Source organism: Weissella thailandensis (assembly GCF_005405465.1).
GTDB classification, from domain to species: domain Bacteria; phylum Bacillota; class Bacilli; order Lactobacillales; family Lactobacillaceae; genus Weissella; species Weissella thailandensis.
In genome coordinates this window covers 48,823-65,154 of record NZ_BJEC01000013.1, presented here as the reverse complement: position 1 = coordinate 65,154, position 16,332 = coordinate 48,823, and the positions used below count along the sequence as shown (strand labels likewise).

At 40.8% G+C, this 16,332-nt stretch carries 11 protein-coding genes, 2 tRNA genes and 1 pseudogene; 2 read left to right on the top strand and 12 right to left on the bottom strand.

Annotated elements, in window-relative coordinates:
* Positions 1-138: 138 nt before the first annotated feature.
* Complete coding sequence (gene hflX, locus FFM62_RS07020; RefSeq protein ID WP_240005926.1) at positions 139-1,455, bottom strand: GTPase HflX; 1,317 nt, start codon at positions 1,453-1,455, stop codon at positions 139-141.
* On the bottom strand, positions 1,433-2,104 hold the full coding sequence (locus FFM62_RS07015) for a histidine phosphatase family protein (protein WP_115471324.1): 672 nt from the start codon (positions 2,102-2,104) through the stop codon (positions 1,433-1,435). The genes hflX and FFM62_RS07015 overlap by 23 nt, the downstream gene beginning before the upstream one ends.
* Positions 2,105-2,315: 211 nt before the next feature.
* Between FFM62_RS07015 and FFM62_RS07010 the strand changes: the two genes are divergently transcribed.
* Positions 2,316-2,387: transfer RNA gene (locus tag FFM62_RS07010), tRNA-Glu, on the top strand.
* A 35-nt stretch (positions 2,388-2,422) separates the two neighbouring features.
* Positions 2,423-2,494 (top strand) — tRNA-Glu (locus FFM62_RS07005).
* Positions 2,495-2,652: 158 nt separating this feature from the next.
* Here FFM62_RS07005 and FFM62_RS07000 read toward each other — a convergent pair.
* From FFM62_RS07000 to FFM62_RS06955, 10 genes and pseudogenes are all read right to left on the bottom strand, one after another.
* Positions 2,653-3,483, bottom strand: a complete 831-nt coding sequence (locus FFM62_RS07000; protein ID WP_075270378.1) for an exodeoxyribonuclease III — start codon at positions 3,481-3,483, stop codon at positions 2,653-2,655.
* A gap of 105 nt (positions 3,484-3,588) precedes the next feature.
* Entirely contained in the window at positions 3,589-6,282 is a 2,694-nt protein-coding gene (gene adhE / locus FFM62_RS06995) for a bifunctional acetaldehyde-CoA/alcohol dehydrogenase (RefSeq protein WP_115471325.1), read from the bottom strand.
* 374 nt (positions 6,283-6,656) lie between these two features.
* Complete coding sequence (locus FFM62_RS06990) at positions 6,657-8,573, bottom strand: copper-translocating P-type ATPase (RefSeq protein ID WP_115471326.1); 1,917 nt, start codon at positions 8,571-8,573, stop codon at positions 6,657-6,659.
* A gap of 8 nt (positions 8,574-8,581) precedes the next feature.
* Positions 8,582-8,833 (bottom strand): annotated as a pseudogene (locus FFM62_RS06985) (cupredoxin domain-containing protein); the annotation flags it as partial.
* 44 nt (positions 8,834-8,877) lie between these two features.
* Positions 8,878-9,249, bottom strand: a complete 372-nt coding sequence (locus tag FFM62_RS06980) for a cupredoxin domain-containing protein (RefSeq protein WP_115471327.1) — start codon at positions 9,247-9,249, stop codon at positions 8,878-8,880.
* A 13-nt stretch (positions 9,250-9,262) separates the two neighbouring features.
* On the bottom strand, positions 9,263-9,715 hold the full coding sequence (locus FFM62_RS06975; RefSeq protein ID WP_115471328.1) for a CopY/TcrY family copper transport repressor: 453 nt from the start codon (positions 9,713-9,715) through the stop codon (positions 9,263-9,265).
* 216 nt (positions 9,716-9,931) lie between these two features.
* Positions 9,932-11,827, bottom strand: coding sequence for a M13 family metallopeptidase (locus FFM62_RS06970; protein ID WP_115471329.1), 1,896 nt, complete (start codon positions 11,825-11,827; stop codon positions 9,932-9,934).
* 298 nt (positions 11,828-12,125) lie between these two features.
* Entirely contained in the window at positions 12,126-12,851 is a 726-nt protein-coding gene (locus FFM62_RS06965; RefSeq protein WP_240005925.1) for a DUF4811 domain-containing protein, read from the bottom strand.
* 122 nt (positions 12,852-12,973) lie between these two features.
* On the bottom strand, positions 12,974-15,433 hold the full coding sequence (locus FFM62_RS06960) for a phosphoketolase family protein (protein ID WP_115471331.1): 2,460 nt from the start codon (positions 15,431-15,433) through the stop codon (positions 12,974-12,976).
* 149 nt (positions 15,434-15,582) lie between these two features.
* Positions 15,583-16,314, bottom strand: coding sequence for a GntR family transcriptional regulator (locus tag FFM62_RS06955; protein WP_115471332.1), 732 nt, complete (start codon positions 16,312-16,314; stop codon positions 15,583-15,585).
* Positions 16,315-16,332 lie beyond the last annotated feature (18 nt).

Sequence of the window (16,332 nt, the reverse complement as noted above, 5' to 3'; positions counted from 1 at the left end):
TGTAGGTACATCGTGACTGCTTCAATTTGTACTTCTTTTGAAAACATAGTAAAACCCCGTAAGTTTTGGAAATTACTCCAACTTACGGGGTTCAGTTCATTGAGACGTTTTCGTCCCAACCTTTTTGGTTCTACAATTTTACTTTTTCACTTCATATTCTGAAAAACGAGCAGCTTGAATTGGTGTCAATGTCACTGTCAAAATCGTACCAGTTTCATCATAGTCTAACTCGTGCACCGCTGCCTGCTCATTCAATTCATTAACAACTTGTCCTTCATCAAATGGGACATGTAGTGTTAGCGTCACGTAATCAAAGAAAACATGCTCTTTGATCACATCTACCAATAAGTCTTGTGAGGCACCATCAGTTGCAGATAATATCAACGTATCAGCTTCACGCTCAGGGTACGTTTGCTCAGGTATTTTGTCAGCTTTGTTGTACACCGTAATCATTGGTACATCCCCAACACCGATTTCTTTTAGCGTTGCAGCCGTTGTCGCCATCATCTCTTGATAATGCGGATCTGAATAATCAACGACTTGCACTAGTAAATCAGCATCCGCTGCTTCGGCTAACGTTGCGCGGAATGCTGCTACTAACCCATGCGGTAACTTCGAAACAAACCCAACGGTATCAGACAATAAGAAGTTCTGCTTGTCTGGCAATTGGATTTTGCGGACCGAAGTCTCTAAAGTTGCAAACAACATATCTGCTTGAAAAACCGTCTTATCTGGATTGTCACCGAAACGTTCAAGTAGCCCATTCATAATAGTAGACTTACCGGCGTTAGTATAACCAACCAAGGCAACATTGCGAATACTCTGTTTGGTTCGGTATGCACGGCGCGTCTCATCATCGGCCTCAATATTAGCCAATTCAGCTTGCAATAATGATATCTGATGTTGAATATGCCGACGATTAGTTTCCATTTTTGTTTCACCAGCACCACGACTCGTGAAACTACCACCGCCACCACCAGTTTGTTGATCAAGGCGCACATTCATCGATGTCCGCAAACGAGGCAATTGATATTTTAATTGCGCAATCGCCACTTGTAACTTCGCCACTTTGGTCTTTGCTCGTGAAGCAAAAATATCTAAAATCAATGCGGTACGATCCATGATATCAGCAGATGTGCCGGTTTCTAAATTACGAAGCTGTGAAGGTGACAATTCATCATTAGTCACCACCATATCAGCGTCATAGTATGTCAAAGCTTCCTTTAATTCGACCACTTTACCCTTACCAAAATAGGTTGAGGCATTGGGCTTTTCTAATTTTTGAACAATCTGACCGACAACCGTCATATTATTAGCCGCAGCTAAATTAGCTAATTCTGTCATCTCATAATCAAAATTTTCATTTTGTTGATCGAGACCAGCCAAAATCACCTGACGAGTCGGTTGCTGTTCGTTTTCTATCATATTATTCTTACCATTTTGTTGTTGTGTCATTATATACCTTCAATTTCAAATCATCATCGGTTACTTCCCAAACCGTAATCGATCCGTTTAACGGTTTTTCAGCAGCTAATTCATGTGATGCATAATGGTCAACCAAATTACGAATCAATGTGCCGTGTGAAACAAGTAAAACATTTTGACCATCGCGCGTATTTCGACGTAGCATTTCTATCCCCTTGTTAAGACGAGCCCAAAATGTTTGGGTATCTTCAGCATCATCAGTTGGGTCAGCTATATGCATCGCATCCATGACTTCATCTTGACTCAGATTTGCCATAATATCACTGTATGTATCAATATCCTTCAAACCGTTTTTTTCTGCAATTAATTGTGAACTTTTTGCACTTGGCAATCCCTCAAAGAAACCGAAAAATTGTTCACGAAATTGTTGTAGTTGCTCTGGCTCTGTTAAATCGCCACTTTGCTTGTTACGTGACAGGACGAACTCCGCTGTCTGAATCGCACGTTGTAAGTCAGAAGAATAGGCAGCATCAAAACGAATATTTTCTAGACGGTCACCAGCAGCGTATCCATCTGCAATTCCCTTATCGGTTAGTGGTGCATTACTCCATCCTTGCATACGTTCGTAATGATTAAAAATTGTCTGTCCGTGACGTACAAGATATAAATTGAATGACATTGTTCTGACTCCTCTTCACTGTTCACATTTTATTTTGTAAGCTATCAATTAATATTGTAACATTAAGTCTTCTATTCCTCATTAACTTAACGACCACACTTGATTTAAAAAAATGCAAATAATACACAATATTTATTAAACAATCATATTGACAGACGGCTTGTTTCACTGTATAGTTAATTATTGTTGTTAAGACAAGGATGATAGTATTGGCCCAATGGTCAAGTGGTTAAGACGTCGCGTTCTCAGCGCGGAATCCAGGGTCCGACTCCCTGTTGGGCTATTTTATTAGATAGCTTTGCTACAATTTATCATCATGGCCCAATGGTCAAGTGGTCAAGACGTCGCGTTCTCAGCGCGGAATCCAGGGTTCGACTCCCTGTTGGGCTATATATTAGAGATCACACCTAGTGATTACACGTTAAAAGGTTGGGACATGAAAAATGTTCCAACCTTTTTTGTGCTAACAATGTCTTGCATATAAAAACTAGCGGTCTGATATGACTTTATTCTCGTCATCTCAAGTCGCTAGTTTTTATTTTTTATTATTACAAACTAAAGCCATCAGCCATTTCTAACTTGATTGGGGCGTGATCCTGCCGAGCACCTGTATCAATCACTGACAATTCACTGATTTGGTCAGCCAGCCGGTTAGAAGTTAAATAGTAATCAATCCGCCAACCAGAGTTATTAATCTTTGATGTTTTTGAAATTTGTGCCCACCAAGTATAGACGCCTGTCTGATCAGGATGAAGATAACGGAATGTATCTGTGAAACCCGCGTCTAGTAACCGACTGAAATGCGTCCGTTCCTCATCAGTAAAACCAGCCTTCTTATGGTTAGACTTTGGATTCTTTAAGTCAATTTCTTGATGAGCAACGTTAAAGTCACCCGAAAAAATAACTGGCTTTTTAGCATCTAGCGTCTGGATATAGGCGCGATAAGCATCATCCCAGGCCTGCCGATCGCCTAAACGTGCTAACCCACTACCAGAGTTTGGTGTGTACACAGTTGATACATAATTATTTTCAAACTCCAGGGTAATGACCCGTCCTTCAATGTCCATTTCACCAGGTGCACCAATCACTGGCATATCCACACTAAGTGGTTCATGGCGTGTCAACATCATGGTTCCTGAATAGCCTGAACGTCCAGTACTCATCCGTAAATACCGGTAGTAATTTGGAAATAATTCATCCAAGGCCGTTTCCTGCTTTTTAGTCAATCCAGTTGCTTTTAGTTTGGTTTCTTGAATCGCCAGCACATCAGGACGTTCTAAAGCAATGTTTTGCAACACTTCCCAGGTCATCTCACCACGTACTGACTTATGCTCAACAGCTGCATTGATACTATCAATATTCCATGATATAAAATTCATTTTGCCACCGTTCCTCTTTGAAAAATCATTTTTATTCATTATAACAAAAAACAAGCCCAGACTAACGGACTGTTTTGTTAGTCTAAGCTTGCTTCATATTACTTATTAAAATTGATCCTTCAACAAATGTTCGATTTCATTCAAACGTGGTTGACGTGGATTTCCTGGTGTCGTTTGATCATTGTAAATCAAGTCCATCAAACCTGAAAGCTCACGATCAAAGTCTTCCTTCTTTACACCATTACCAGAAAGTGTCAGATCCATGTTCAACTTTGTAGCCAAATCCTTAATCTTATTAATCAATGCTTGTACCAATTCGGCATCATTCTTACCAGTCAAACCAATGTGACGAGCAATATCAGCATAATCCTTTTGCGCTGTATATGTCTCATAACGTGGGAACGGTGTCCGCTTCACATTACCTGTCACACCATTAAACTTAATAACATGTGTCATCGCAATTGAGATTGCTAATCCGTGAGGCAAACCGAAGGCACCACCAGTCTTGTGAGCAATCGCGTGGTTCAAACCTAAGAAGGCATTTCCAAATGACATACCAGCTAAGGTTGATGCATAATGCATCTTTGAACGAGCAAGTTCACCTTCCTTCGTTGGATTCTTTGCATTATACTTGTATGATTCTTCTAGATAATCAAAGATTAACTTGATAGCTTGCAAGGCCCATGGACGAGTAAACTCTGAAGACATGACTGAAACATAAGATTCTAAGGCGTGTGACAAAGCATCCATACCTGAATAAGCAACTGTACGGCTAGGCACCGTCATGACAAATTCTGGGTCAACAATTGCAACTTGTGGCGTCAACTCATAGTCGGCCAATGGGTACTTAACATGGCTGTCATCATCAGTAATTACCGCGAATGGTGTCACTTCAGATCCAGTACCAGAAGTTGTTGGAATAGCAACCATCTGTGTTAAGCGTTGGTGCTCAAACTTAACAATACGCTTACGGATATCCATAAACTTTTGTGCTAATTCTTGGAATAACTTCTTTAGTCCTTCATCATCATACAAGATGTCAGGGTTAGTTGCTGAATACTCATATAAGAAGCGGGCAATCTTACCAGCATCAAGGGCTGAACCACCACCTAGAAGTACAACTGTATCTGGCTTAAAGTCAGCCATTTGACGGGCAATTTCAATTGCTTGTGAGATAGTTGGGTCAGGACTTACTGAACCATAGAATGATGTCTTAACCTGATCTTCACGTAGTGCAAATTGATCCAAAATCTTATCAACAAAGCCAAACTTTACCATACCAGGATCGGCCACGATAAAGGCACGGTCAACATCTGGCAATTCTTGCAGATAAGTAATCGCATTCGTTTCGTAGTAAATGTCCTTTGGCAAACGGACCCATTGTGGACGATTACGACGGCGAGCAACTGTCTTAACATTTAACAGATCATAAGTTGATAGATTATGCGACAATGAATTCTTCCCCCAAGTACCAGTTCCAAGTGTTAGTGATGGTCGCAAAGCGTCTGTATAAATGTCCCCGACACCACCAATTGAATCAGGTTGGTTTACTAGGATACGTGATGCTTCAACGCGATCGGCATATTCTTTTACAAACGGATCGTCTTGTGCCCCAATTTGAATAGCCGCATTGTGACCAGCCCCCTGGTAGTTCAATAATGCGCGCACAATTTCAACTGCTTCATCACGATCCTGTGCCTTGTAAATTGACAATAATGGACTCAACTTCTCAGAAGATAATGGCTCACCAATGCTACGCTTCTCAAGCTCGAATAGTAAGACATCTTTATCTTCTGGCAACTTCAAACCAGCTTGTTCGGCAATCCAACGACCTGAACGTCCAGCAACTGGTCCAGTTACACCATATCCCTCGCCAGTTGGCTTGAAAACAAAATCAGAAATCTTTTGATAATCTTTCTTTGGTGTTAAGTAAGCCCCTTGCTCTTGCAACTTCTGTACCATTTCATCATAAATTGATGCATCAATAACAACTGAATTTTCTGATGCACAAATCATACCGTTATCAAAACGCTTTGATAGTAACAAGTCAGAAACAGCTCGATCAACATTAGCTGTTTTATCAACATAGACTGCACCATTTCCAGCACCAACCCCCATTGATGGATTTCCAGAATGCAATGCTGCGTTGACCATTGATGGACCACCGGTTGCTAAAATTGAAGCAATCTTCGGATTCTTAATCAATGCGTTTGTTGCATCAATTGAAGGTGTTTCGATCCATTGAATGAAGTTTTTAGGTGCACCCGCTGCAACCGCTGCGTCATAAACGACCTTAGCCGCATGAACAGAAGACTGCTGTGCTTGTGGGTGGAAAGCAAAGACGATCGTATTACGAGTCTTTGCTGTTAACATCGACTTAAAGATAGCCGTCGAAGTTGGATTCGTTGTTGGGACGATTCCGGCCAAGATACCAAGTGGTGCCACTAATTCGACCTTTCCACTAACCTTATCTTCTGAAATCACACCAACTGTTTTATCATTTTTAATCGCATTATAAACAGATTCTGATGCAAAACGGTTTTTAGTGTCTTTATCTTCAATAACACCACGTCCCGTTTCATCATAAGCTTCGTGAGCAAGTAGCAAAGCATTTTCAGAACCAGCTAAGGCCATGGCTGCGACAATCTTATCAACTTGCTCTTGCGTGTAAGTTTGAAATTTTTGTAGAGCAACTTCTGCCTGGTCGACTAACTTATTAGTCATTTCCTCAGCAGCTGCATAATGAGCTGCTTTTTCCTCAGGTGTCAGTGTCTTCTTTTTCTTAGTCGTAGTAGTCATTATATCTACCTCTCAAATTGTTTGAATTCGTTAACATTGCTCAACTTTTAACAATGTTAATTATAGCAAATACACCCTGCATGTCAACAGATTAAAACGCAATTCGCCAAGCTTTCATCATGATTTTCACTGTTTTTCACAAATTTTCTAAATGTTAAAAACGTCGACTTTGCTCATTTATTAACAAATGAAGCGCTTACAAATTTTTGCGTTTTTAGATAGTAAACAAGTCAAATATTTTAAAAAAAGATTGGAACAAAATAATTGTTCCAATCTTCTGATGCTTAAAGCACATTATACACAAATTTGTAATTCTTACCCATAAATACGTTCCAGCCAAATGCCAGACATCTTTTGCCTTACTCGCGACTCTATTAGCTAGTCGTCAATTTTGACTGACCAAGTAGTACTGAACTAATCACAACAGACAACGAACTAAGGGCCATTGCAACACCTGCAATTTCTGGACTCAGAATAAAACCAAAGCCATAAAATACACCGGCCGCAACTGGAATCCCTAGCACATTGTATACAAAGGCCCAGAAAAGATTTAATTTGATTCTGCCAAATGTCTTTTGACTCAAGGCTAAAGCAGTGTCAACATCACGTAAATCATTTTTGACCAACACGATCCCACCAGCATCAATCGCAACATCTGTTCCTGCCCCCATGGCAATACCAACATCTGCCGTAGTCAAAGCTGGGGCATCATTAATACCATCCCCAACAAAGGCAACCGAATAATTTTCCTGTAATTTTTTAATTTCATCGGCCTTTTCTGCTGGCAGCACATCGGCAATCACATCATCAATACCCACTTCGTCAGCAATTGCTTGCGCAACTTGTTGGTTATCACCGGTTAACATAATCGTCTTTAAACCACGCGACTTTAAGGCAGTACTGGCTTTTTCAGAGGTCTCTTTGGGTGTATCTTGAATGGCAATCAAGCCAATAACTTGTTGTTGTTGACCAACTAAGACGACGGTCTTGGCTTCTTTTTGCAGTTTCTCCATCTGCTGTTGCAGCTGATCATCAATGTTTGCATCTTCTAATAGCCGACTATTACCAACAAAGGCCCGTTGCCCATCTACAGAAGCCTGCACACCTTTTCCAGACAACGCTTGGAAATTTGAAACTGTAGGCGCATCAATTTTTTGTGCTTGTGCTTCCTCGTTAATTGCTAACGCCAATGGATGCTCAGAGCTAGCTTCTAATTGCGCAGCCAGTGTCAGGACTTGCTTTTTATCCCCAATGATATCTGTAACCTTAGGCTTACCAACGGTGATAGTACCCGTTTTATCGAAAACCACTGTATCCACAGCATTCACTTTTTCAAGTACTTCACCATTTTTAATTAGAATACCCATTTTGGCACCACGACCAGTTCCCACCATTAAAGCGGTTGGCGTCGCTAGACCAAGGGCACATGGACAGGCAATCACGACAACTGAAACAGCAAAAATTAGTGAATTTGCCACATCATGACCAATAAAGACATACCAAATCAAGAAAGTTAAAATAGCAATCATCAACACAACGGGCGCGAAAATATCCGATACACGATCCGTCAATTTTTGAATCGGTGCATGACTAGATTGTGCTTTTTTAACTAACGTAACGATTTGGGCTAGCATTGTTTGGTCACCCACTTTTTCAGCACGAAAGACAAACGTCCCCGTCATATTAATGGTCGACCCAATTACGTCATCACCAACTTGTCTTGTAACCGGCATGCTTTCACCCGTTACCATCGATTCGTCCACAGTTGACGTTCCTTCAACAATCTTACCATCAACGGCGATTTTCTCTCCAGGACGTACCCGAATCAAATCATCAGCGACCACTTTATCTAATGATAAACGAACAAATTTTCCATCACGCTTCACTTCCGCATCTTTTGCTTGCAGATCCATCAACTTCTCAATCGCTGACGAAGCATTATCACGCATTCTCTCTTCAAGAACTTGTCCAAGCAAAACAAAGGTAATAACACAGGCCGCACTTTCAAAAAAGACCGCCTTACCGGTAAACATCGCATAAATACTGTAGACATAGGCAGTACCTGTTCCAACAGCAATCAGCGTATCCATATTTGAGTGATGCTTTTGAAAAGACGACCAGGCACTCGACAAAAACGGCCGAGCAGAAATCAACATAATCACTGTCGTTAAGACCAGCATCGTCACTTCACCACCTGGTAGCATCCAATCCGTGAACGGCATGACAATCATGGCAATTAACATTGGCAATGACAGAATTAACGATATCCAAAAACGTGTGGTGATTTTCATATGACCACCTACTTTACAATAACTTTGCCATGGAACATATCCATCCCACAGCTAAACTCAAATTCGCCAGCCTTCTCTGTATTAATTGTCACTGTTTTCGGTTCATCAATAGGCAAATCTTCTTCAAAACCCAATTCTTTAGAATGAACAACGTCTAAACAACCCTGTGTACTGGTACGAGTAAACGTCACTTCGGCTGGGACACCACGCTTTAAACTAACAACTTCTGGTTCATAACCACCAGCAACCGTTACATCTACTTTTTATAATTCACTCATTCGTTTTTACCTCCTGGATATAAAACTTATTTAATGATGACTTTGCCGTGGAACATATCCATCCCACAAGCCCATTCATATTCACCTGGTTTATTTGTATCAATCGTGACCGTCTCTTCTTGATTTTGTGGTAATGCTTGATTGATCCCAAAATCGGGGAAAACAACATGATCCAGACAGCTAGATGGATCAGTCCGCGTAAAATGTAATTTTGCAGGCACACCTTGCTTTAAGACCACTTGCTCAGGTGAATAACCACCCTTAACCAAGATATCGACATCCTGTTGATCTGATGCGAAAGCTGCCGTTTCAGTTTTTGCCTCATGCTTACCAAAGAACCACCAAGCAATAAAGCCAATCATCAATATACCAATAATTAATACCATTATTCTTGCCATGTATGACTCCTTTCTAGACCATCATTGAATGATCTTCACAATTTTCACAACTCATTGGTGCAATACAATCGCAAGCCACTTTTTCCGGTGCGGTCGCTACTTTTTCTGCCAAAACTTGCTGTAATTCTTGAATGTCAGTTTGGCTCAACGTTGTATCAGCGACCAACTTGCTAATGGCGCGACCTCTTTTCATCCGACACAAGCGATCAAAAGTTTCAGCCGTCATCTGATCCATTGCCTCATCTTCACCAATCAAAGGTTGATAAATAAATTTTCGCCCAACTTTACGCGTTGTTAGGACTTCTTTATTTACCAAACGGCGTAACAAAGTTTTGATAGTTGATTCAGTCCAATCCTTTTTACTCTGAATCACTCTAATAATGTCACTGCTACCGGCTTCATGCATTGTCCAAATAACTCGCATCAATTCCCATTCAGCAGTAGACATATCCTGTGCCTGCGCCATAACATCATCTCCTTATTATCGTTTACATTTGTAACTATATTAAGTATATAATTTATCGTTTACAACTGTCAACAAATATGCAAAAAGAAGGTCGGGGCTAATTAAATGTCCCGACCTTCTTGTGTTAAAACACATTAAATTTTATATCATCAATGTGGATTCTCTTTTGATATGCATAAACGCGTTCCAAAAGTCTGAAGCCTTAATGTAATGCGTTTACCAAATCATTGTTCGATCACTTGGTGCACGATACATCCCATCATTCTCTTTAACATCAAACGTCTTATAGAAATCATCAAAGTTTGAGACAATGACGTTGGTACGTGCTTTATTAGGTGCGTGAACATCCACTGCGGCAAAGAACTTCATCAATTCTGGACGAGCCTTCATACGCCAAATCGTCGCCCAACTCACAAAGAACTCTTTAGCCGAAAAGTCTGCTTCTCGTTTTGCCGCTGCCAACGCCGCAGCAAATCCACCTAAATCAGCAACATTTTCGGAAACCGTCAACTTACCGTTCACCTTGGCACCATATGAATCCAACCCGTCAAATTGATCAATGATTTTTTGTGTCCGTTCTTTAAAGGCCGCAAAATCCTCATCAGTCCACCAATTATTTAGGCTACCATGTTCGTCAAACGATGACCCATTAGTGTCGAACGCGTGTGAAATTTCATGAGCAATCACTGCCCCAATCCCACCATAGTTCGCTGAATCAGATTGATCCAAACTGTAGAATGGTGCTTGTAAAATAGCCGCGGGGAAAACAATTTGGTTTTGCTGTGGATCATAATATGCGTTCACCATATGTGCTGGCATATGCCATTCATCACGATCGACTGGTTGATGCCATTTTGCCCATGTACGTGCAATACTTTGTTGCGTGAACTTTTGCATGGCTTCAAATAATGTTGCACCGTCCGCAACCACTTTATCTTGATAATAATCAGGCAGCTTTTCAGGATAACCAATATGTGGTTTGATAGCATTCAACTTAACCACTGCTTTATCGCGCGTCGATTGTTGTAACCAAGTTGTTTGCTGCAAACGCTCTTTATAAACATCAATCATCGTGGCAACCTTATCCTCAACATCAGCCTTTGCCGCTGGTGAGGACTTTTTATGGGCATACCACAAACCTAACGCCTGGTTAAATGGTCCTTCAGCTAGATAATAAGCTGACTTTTGCCGATTCTTTGGTTCTGGGGTACCAGATAACGCCCGACCATAGGCACCACCTAGTATCCGGACATCATCTGATAAGTAACCTGTATAACTGTTAGCAATACTAATAATCAAAGTAGCCCGCAATAATGGCCAAGCCTCTTCTGAGAAGAACTGGTCAGCTGCATGCCAGAAACGTTCTTCAGGCACAACAACCATGTCTGGTTCCTCACCAATCATCTCAGTCACAATTTCATTTAATGGTAACTCTGGTGCCAAAGCAGTGAAGTCTGCCCACTTATAAGGTTTGTATAACTTCACAAACTCTGAAGATTCTTCCTGACTCAACACAACTTTAGCCACACGTGCATCAAATGCAATAGCCTTATCTAGTAAGTCCTTAATTTCACTTTCACTAAAGCCAAACTTAGGCAATAGTTGCTCTTGAGACTCACGCCACTTCTTCAACAATTCTGCCCCTTGTGGGTGGTCAGGTTCATAATAAGTTGTATCTGGCAAAATTGTGCCTAAAGCATCTGCCCATAAAACATAAGTTTGAGCATCTTTAAAATCAGGTGCGATTCCTAATGGCAAAGCATTAGGCAATCCTTCTTTTTCCAAAGTAGCAATGTTTTGTGCAAAATCTGCAAATGATTTAAATTGTTGATAACGTTTGATAATTGGCAAAACAGGCGCAGTACCGACTTGATTACGTGTTTCCCAATCTGCTGCTAATCGATGATATTTGATAAAGTTACGTAACACCTTATCATCTGGTACATCTTCACCAGCTAACCACTTATCCGTTGTCGCTAACATTAAATCTTCAATTTCATCGGCTAGATCAATGAAGCCACCAGTTCGTGACTTATCATTTGGAATCACAGCTTGTGCGACCCAATCTTCATTGATTGCTTCATAAAAATCGTCTTGTTGACGTGTCCCCATATTTTCACCTCAAAATTTCATTTTTCTTATAGAATAAGATACCACAAAGAACAAAGCGTGACAAAAGACGTCTTGAAGCCGGTTGTAACAATGATGGTGCTATTTTGGCTCATAGCAAAGCGAAGAGACAGAATTGCGCCATTGTTGTTACATTGAGGATTCAGTCTTTGGGAGCACGTTTATACAGAGCGTGACAAAAAACACTTTGAAGCCATTTTAAATAAAAGGCGGTGTTGGAACACTTATTTTGTTCCAACACCGCTTTGTTAAAATTATTAACATTAATTCTTTAAATGACCTATTGTTCTTTTTGCCATTTACTAATTTGATTGACTATATCTACCTTCAACTGCTTCTGTGAATCGCTAGTTACTTTCTTAACGATATCATCTTTCAATTTATTTTGACCATCCTCATCATCAACAAAATCTTTGTCCGCTTTAACTTTTTTAGCGACTTGCTTATTGATCTCATCACGAACTTTATCTGAGATGTCAGATTCATTGTCCTGTACCATCTTTTGTAAATCATCAACCTTGTCCTTAGGCACAACATACCAGCCCTCAGGAAGTGTTAACTTATAGGTTGTATCACCTTTTTCAACTGTTTTTTGTCCCAAAAGCAAGAATCGACGCCAGGTTGAATTGGCTTGATAAGTCATCACAGTTGTTTTCAAAGTTGGTTTTTGACCAGCAACCACCTTAGTCTTAGCTTGTTGCGTCAATGTTTGATATGTTTTGTCATTTGTTCGGTATGTATAACGCAAGCGTCCATTACTACCTTTTTCTGTTGTTATTAAATTGAAACTATCAATAGTAACAGCAGGCTGAATTTTTTGTGTCTTTGAGAAAGGAACTTCTGCCATTAAAAAATGCCGTTGTTGTGCACGTTGCACACCCAAGCCCATAAAAATAGTCAATAAAAGACCGATCGTAATCGGTACCCATCGTACTTGATGATGCACGACCCCCTGGATAGCTGCATAGGCCAACAGCACAATTCCTAAAACAAATAAGACAATCATTAACTTTCTCCTTAAAAACATATTCAACCATTACAAATTATACCAAAAAAAGCTCATAACCGCCAAAGTTTAGCGATTATGAGCTTTTATTTTATCGATTCAGCATTGATCTGATTAGTCGATTACTTGTTTAAAGCAGTCCACTTCCAGTCAGTAAACTCTTCGATATCGCGTCCTTCGTTACGAGTAACATCGAAGTGCTTTGCTAAGATAGCATCCATCTTCTTGTCAAAGGCTTCTGCTTCAGCAGCATCAATTACGCCCTTGTCAGCCAAAACGTTTGCAGCTTCCTTAGCTTGGTGGAAACGATCCAATTCTGAGTATACACGCATATCGTAAGTAGTTGTGATATCACCATCTTCACGGTAACCGTGAACGTGTGCACCTAAGTGTTGACGCTCATAGAAGATTGACTCAATCAAGTCTTCGAATCCGTGGAAGCCGAACATAACTGGTGTTCCTGACTCACCGAACAATGCAGTAAACTTGTCATCTGACAAGGCACGTTCGTGGTTCATCTTACCATTCTTGTTTAGCAAACGGTGCAATTCAACAACGTTGACATAACGCATCTTAACAGCTGGGAATGCTTCGTTGATCAAGTGCAATGCAGCAAGTACTTCGATTGTTGGCTCAACACCGGCTGATGCAAAGACGATATCAGCATCTTCACCTTCAGCAACAGTTGAAGCCCAGTCAATGACCTTAACACCTTCAGTAGCTAGCTCTTGTGCTTCATCAACTGAGAACCATTGTTGACGTGGTTGCTTTGAAGCAACAATGTGGTTGATCTTGTGACGTTCAGTAAATGCACGACCAAAGACAGCCAACAAAGTGTTACCATCAGCTGGCAAGTATTGACGAATAAAGTCAGCCTTCTTCTCAGCCAAGTGTGACAAAATACCTGGATCTTGGTGAGTGTAACCGTTGTGGTCTTGTTGGAAAGCAGTTGATGTTGAAATCAAGTTCAATGATGGGTAATCATTACGCCATGGTTGTTCTGACGCATGACGCAACCACTTGAAGTGTTGTGTAATCATTGAATCAACAACACGTAGGAATGACTCGTATGATGCGAACACACCAACACGACCAGTCAATGTGTAAGCTTCTAGCCAACCTTCAGCTTGGTGCTCTGACAATTGGGCATCCAAGATACGTCCTTCGTGAGCTTCGTGTTGATCATTAGGTTCTTTGACTTCTTCCATCCATTGACGGTCAGTAATCTTGAACATCTCCCACAAACGATTTGACATCGTTTCGTCAGGTCCGAAGATACGGAATGACGTTGGGTTCAACTTTGAAACTGCAGCGAAGTAAGTTGATAATAGGTTCATATCCATGTTACGGCCGCCTTCTGGCAATTCCGTTCCACGGTTATCAGCCGTCACTTCGTTAGCAAAGTCCTTCCAATTTGGCAATGTCAAATCAGTAGGCTCATCACCACGGCGACGTCCACCATTAGCAACTGGGTTAGCAGCCATACGCTTGTCACCCTTTGGTGCCATTTCAGCAATTTCTGCCTTCAATGAACCATCAGCGTTAAACAATTCAGCTGGCTTGTATGAATTCAACCATTCTTCGAATTCAGACAAAGTTTCCAACTTTTGTTGTGCCAAAGGAAGTGGCACTTGGTGGGCACGGAATGAGTTCTCAATTGGCTCACCAGCAGCGTTATGAGTTGGTCCACCCCAACCCTTTGGCAAGCGAGCAATGATAACTGGCCATGCAGCAACTTCACCATCAATGTAGCGACCGTCTTCACGGGCAGCCTTTTGAATAGCATGAATATCTTCAATAGCCTTGTCGAATACATTAGCAGCCAACTCGTGGTATGCCATGTAGTCATGGATATCATCATTTTCAATGAAACGTGGTGAGTATCCCAAGCCTTCGAAGAACTTAGTAATTTCTTCATCACTCATACGTGAGAAGATTGTTGGGTTTGAAATCTTAAATCCGTTCAAGTCCAAAATTGGCAATACAGCACCATCGTTCTTAGGGTTCAAGAACTTGATTGAGTGCCATGCAGTCATTGAAGGACCAGTTTCGGCTTCCCCGTCACCAACAACTGTGAAAGCAATTTGGTCAGGGTTGTCCAAAACTGCACCAGTTGCGTGTGATAGTGAGTAACCTAACTCACCACCTTCGTGCAATGAACCTGGCGTTTGTGCAGTCATGTGTGAACCAATTCCACCTGGGAATGAGAAACGCTTAAACAAACGGGCCATACCGTCAACATCTTGAGTAATTTCAGGATAGCTTTCAGTATAAGTACCGTCTAAGTATGAGTTCGTAACCATAACTTGGCCACCGTGACCGGGACCACCAATGTAGAACATGTTCAAATCAAACTTGTTGATCAAACGGTTTGCATGAGCGTATAGGAAAGTTTGTCCTGAGATAGTTCCCCAGTGACCGATAGGCTTAACCTTAACGTCATCTGCTTGAATTGGTGTGTTAGTTACTGAAAACAATGGGTTGCTCTTCAAAAAGATCATACCTGCTGAAAGGTAGTTGGTAGCACGCCACCAAGCATCAACCTTTTCTAGATATGCTTTTGAATCAAAATCTACTGCCATTTTGATTAAATCTCCTTTTTACTTTTGAGAAAGGTTCCATCGCAGAAGTTATCTTCTGGATTACAACTATTATAATAACAGATTTACAAAAGGGGTACAATAAAAAACTACTAATTGGACCGTCCCAATTTGAGACATTAAAAATTCAATTATTCACCATCTAAACTAACGAAGCTGTTATAGCGCATATAGCTATAATGAACGCGCATTTGCCCAACTTCAAAAGGTGCCCCATCATCTAAAAAGTACACACCAGACATCACGCCAACTGGTTCTGTCGGTGCCAAATTCAAATATTGTTGATCTTCTTCGCTAGATGGTTCAGCTGTAACTGTCATGAATGATTTGGTAACTGCTTTGTTAGTTGTCTGTTCAGCATACTGAAACATAGAATGTGTCATATCTTCAGCCGTTAACATTGGCAATAATTTCACCGGAATCACCGCATTCTCGATCATAAATACTTTATCTTGCAGTGTACGTAAACGTTTAATACGATAAACTTCATCATCAGGCTCTAAAAACAATGCCTCACGATCTTCATCATTCGCAATTTCTTTTTCAAAAACTAACAGTTTGATTGCTGGTGTTTCACCCTTAAAACGAAAAGAATCAGAAACACCTAAATTTTGTCCCACAGCATTAAACATCCCTTGGTTTTTTAAATACAGTGGATTGACAAACGTTCCTGAGCCACGTTTTTTAAAAATAATCCCTTGTTGCACCAAAACATTGAGGGCTCTTTTAATAGAACTTCGCGAAACATCATACGAGATAGCCAAAGACCGCTCATCTGGTAACTTTAAATTCGGGAATTCTTGTGCATTGATACGTCGGTTTAAATCATTAAGTACTTTCATGTACAGTACTTCTCTAGCCATTTTGAACCTCCTGTTCAC

Excerpts from the sequence above, each read along its gene's own strand:
- hflX (WP_240005926.1), bottom strand. The coding sequence starts at position 1,455 with ATGACACAACAACAAAATGGTAAGAATAATATGATAGAAAACGAACAG.
- FFM62_RS07015 (WP_115471324.1), bottom strand. The coding sequence starts at position 2,104 with ATGTCATTCAATTTATATCTTGTACGTCACGGACAGACAATTTTTAAT.
- FFM62_RS07000 (WP_075270378.1), bottom strand. The coding sequence starts at position 3,483 with ATGAATTTTATATCATGGAATATTGATAGTATCAATGCAGCTGTTGAG.
- adhE (WP_115471325.1), bottom strand. The coding sequence starts at position 6,282 with ATGACTACTACGACTAAGAAAAAGAAGACACTGACACCTGAGGAAAAA.
- FFM62_RS06990 (WP_115471326.1), bottom strand. The coding sequence starts at position 8,573 with ATGAAAATCACCACACGTTTTTGGATATCGTTAATTCTGTCATTGCCA.
- FFM62_RS06980 (WP_115471327.1), bottom strand. The coding sequence starts at position 9,249 with ATGGCAAGAATAATGGTATTAATTATTGGTATATTGATGATTGGCTTT.
- FFM62_RS06975 (WP_115471328.1), bottom strand. The coding sequence starts at position 9,715 with ATGGCGCAGGCACAGGATATGTCTACTGCTGAATGGGAATTGATGCGA.
- FFM62_RS06970 (WP_115471329.1), bottom strand. The coding sequence starts at position 11,827 with ATGGGGACACGTCAACAAGACGATTTTTATGAAGCAATCAATGAAGAT.
- FFM62_RS06965 (WP_240005925.1), bottom strand. The coding sequence starts at position 12,851 with ATGATTGTCTTATTTGTTTTAGGAATTGTGCTGTTGGCCTATGCAGCT.
- FFM62_RS06960 (WP_115471331.1), bottom strand. The coding sequence starts at position 15,433 with ATGGCAGTAGATTTTGATTCAAAAGCATATCTAGAAAAGGTTGATGCT.
- FFM62_RS06955 (WP_115471332.1), bottom strand. The coding sequence starts at position 16,314 with ATGGCTAGAGAAGTACTGTACATGAAAGTACTTAATGATTTAAACCGA.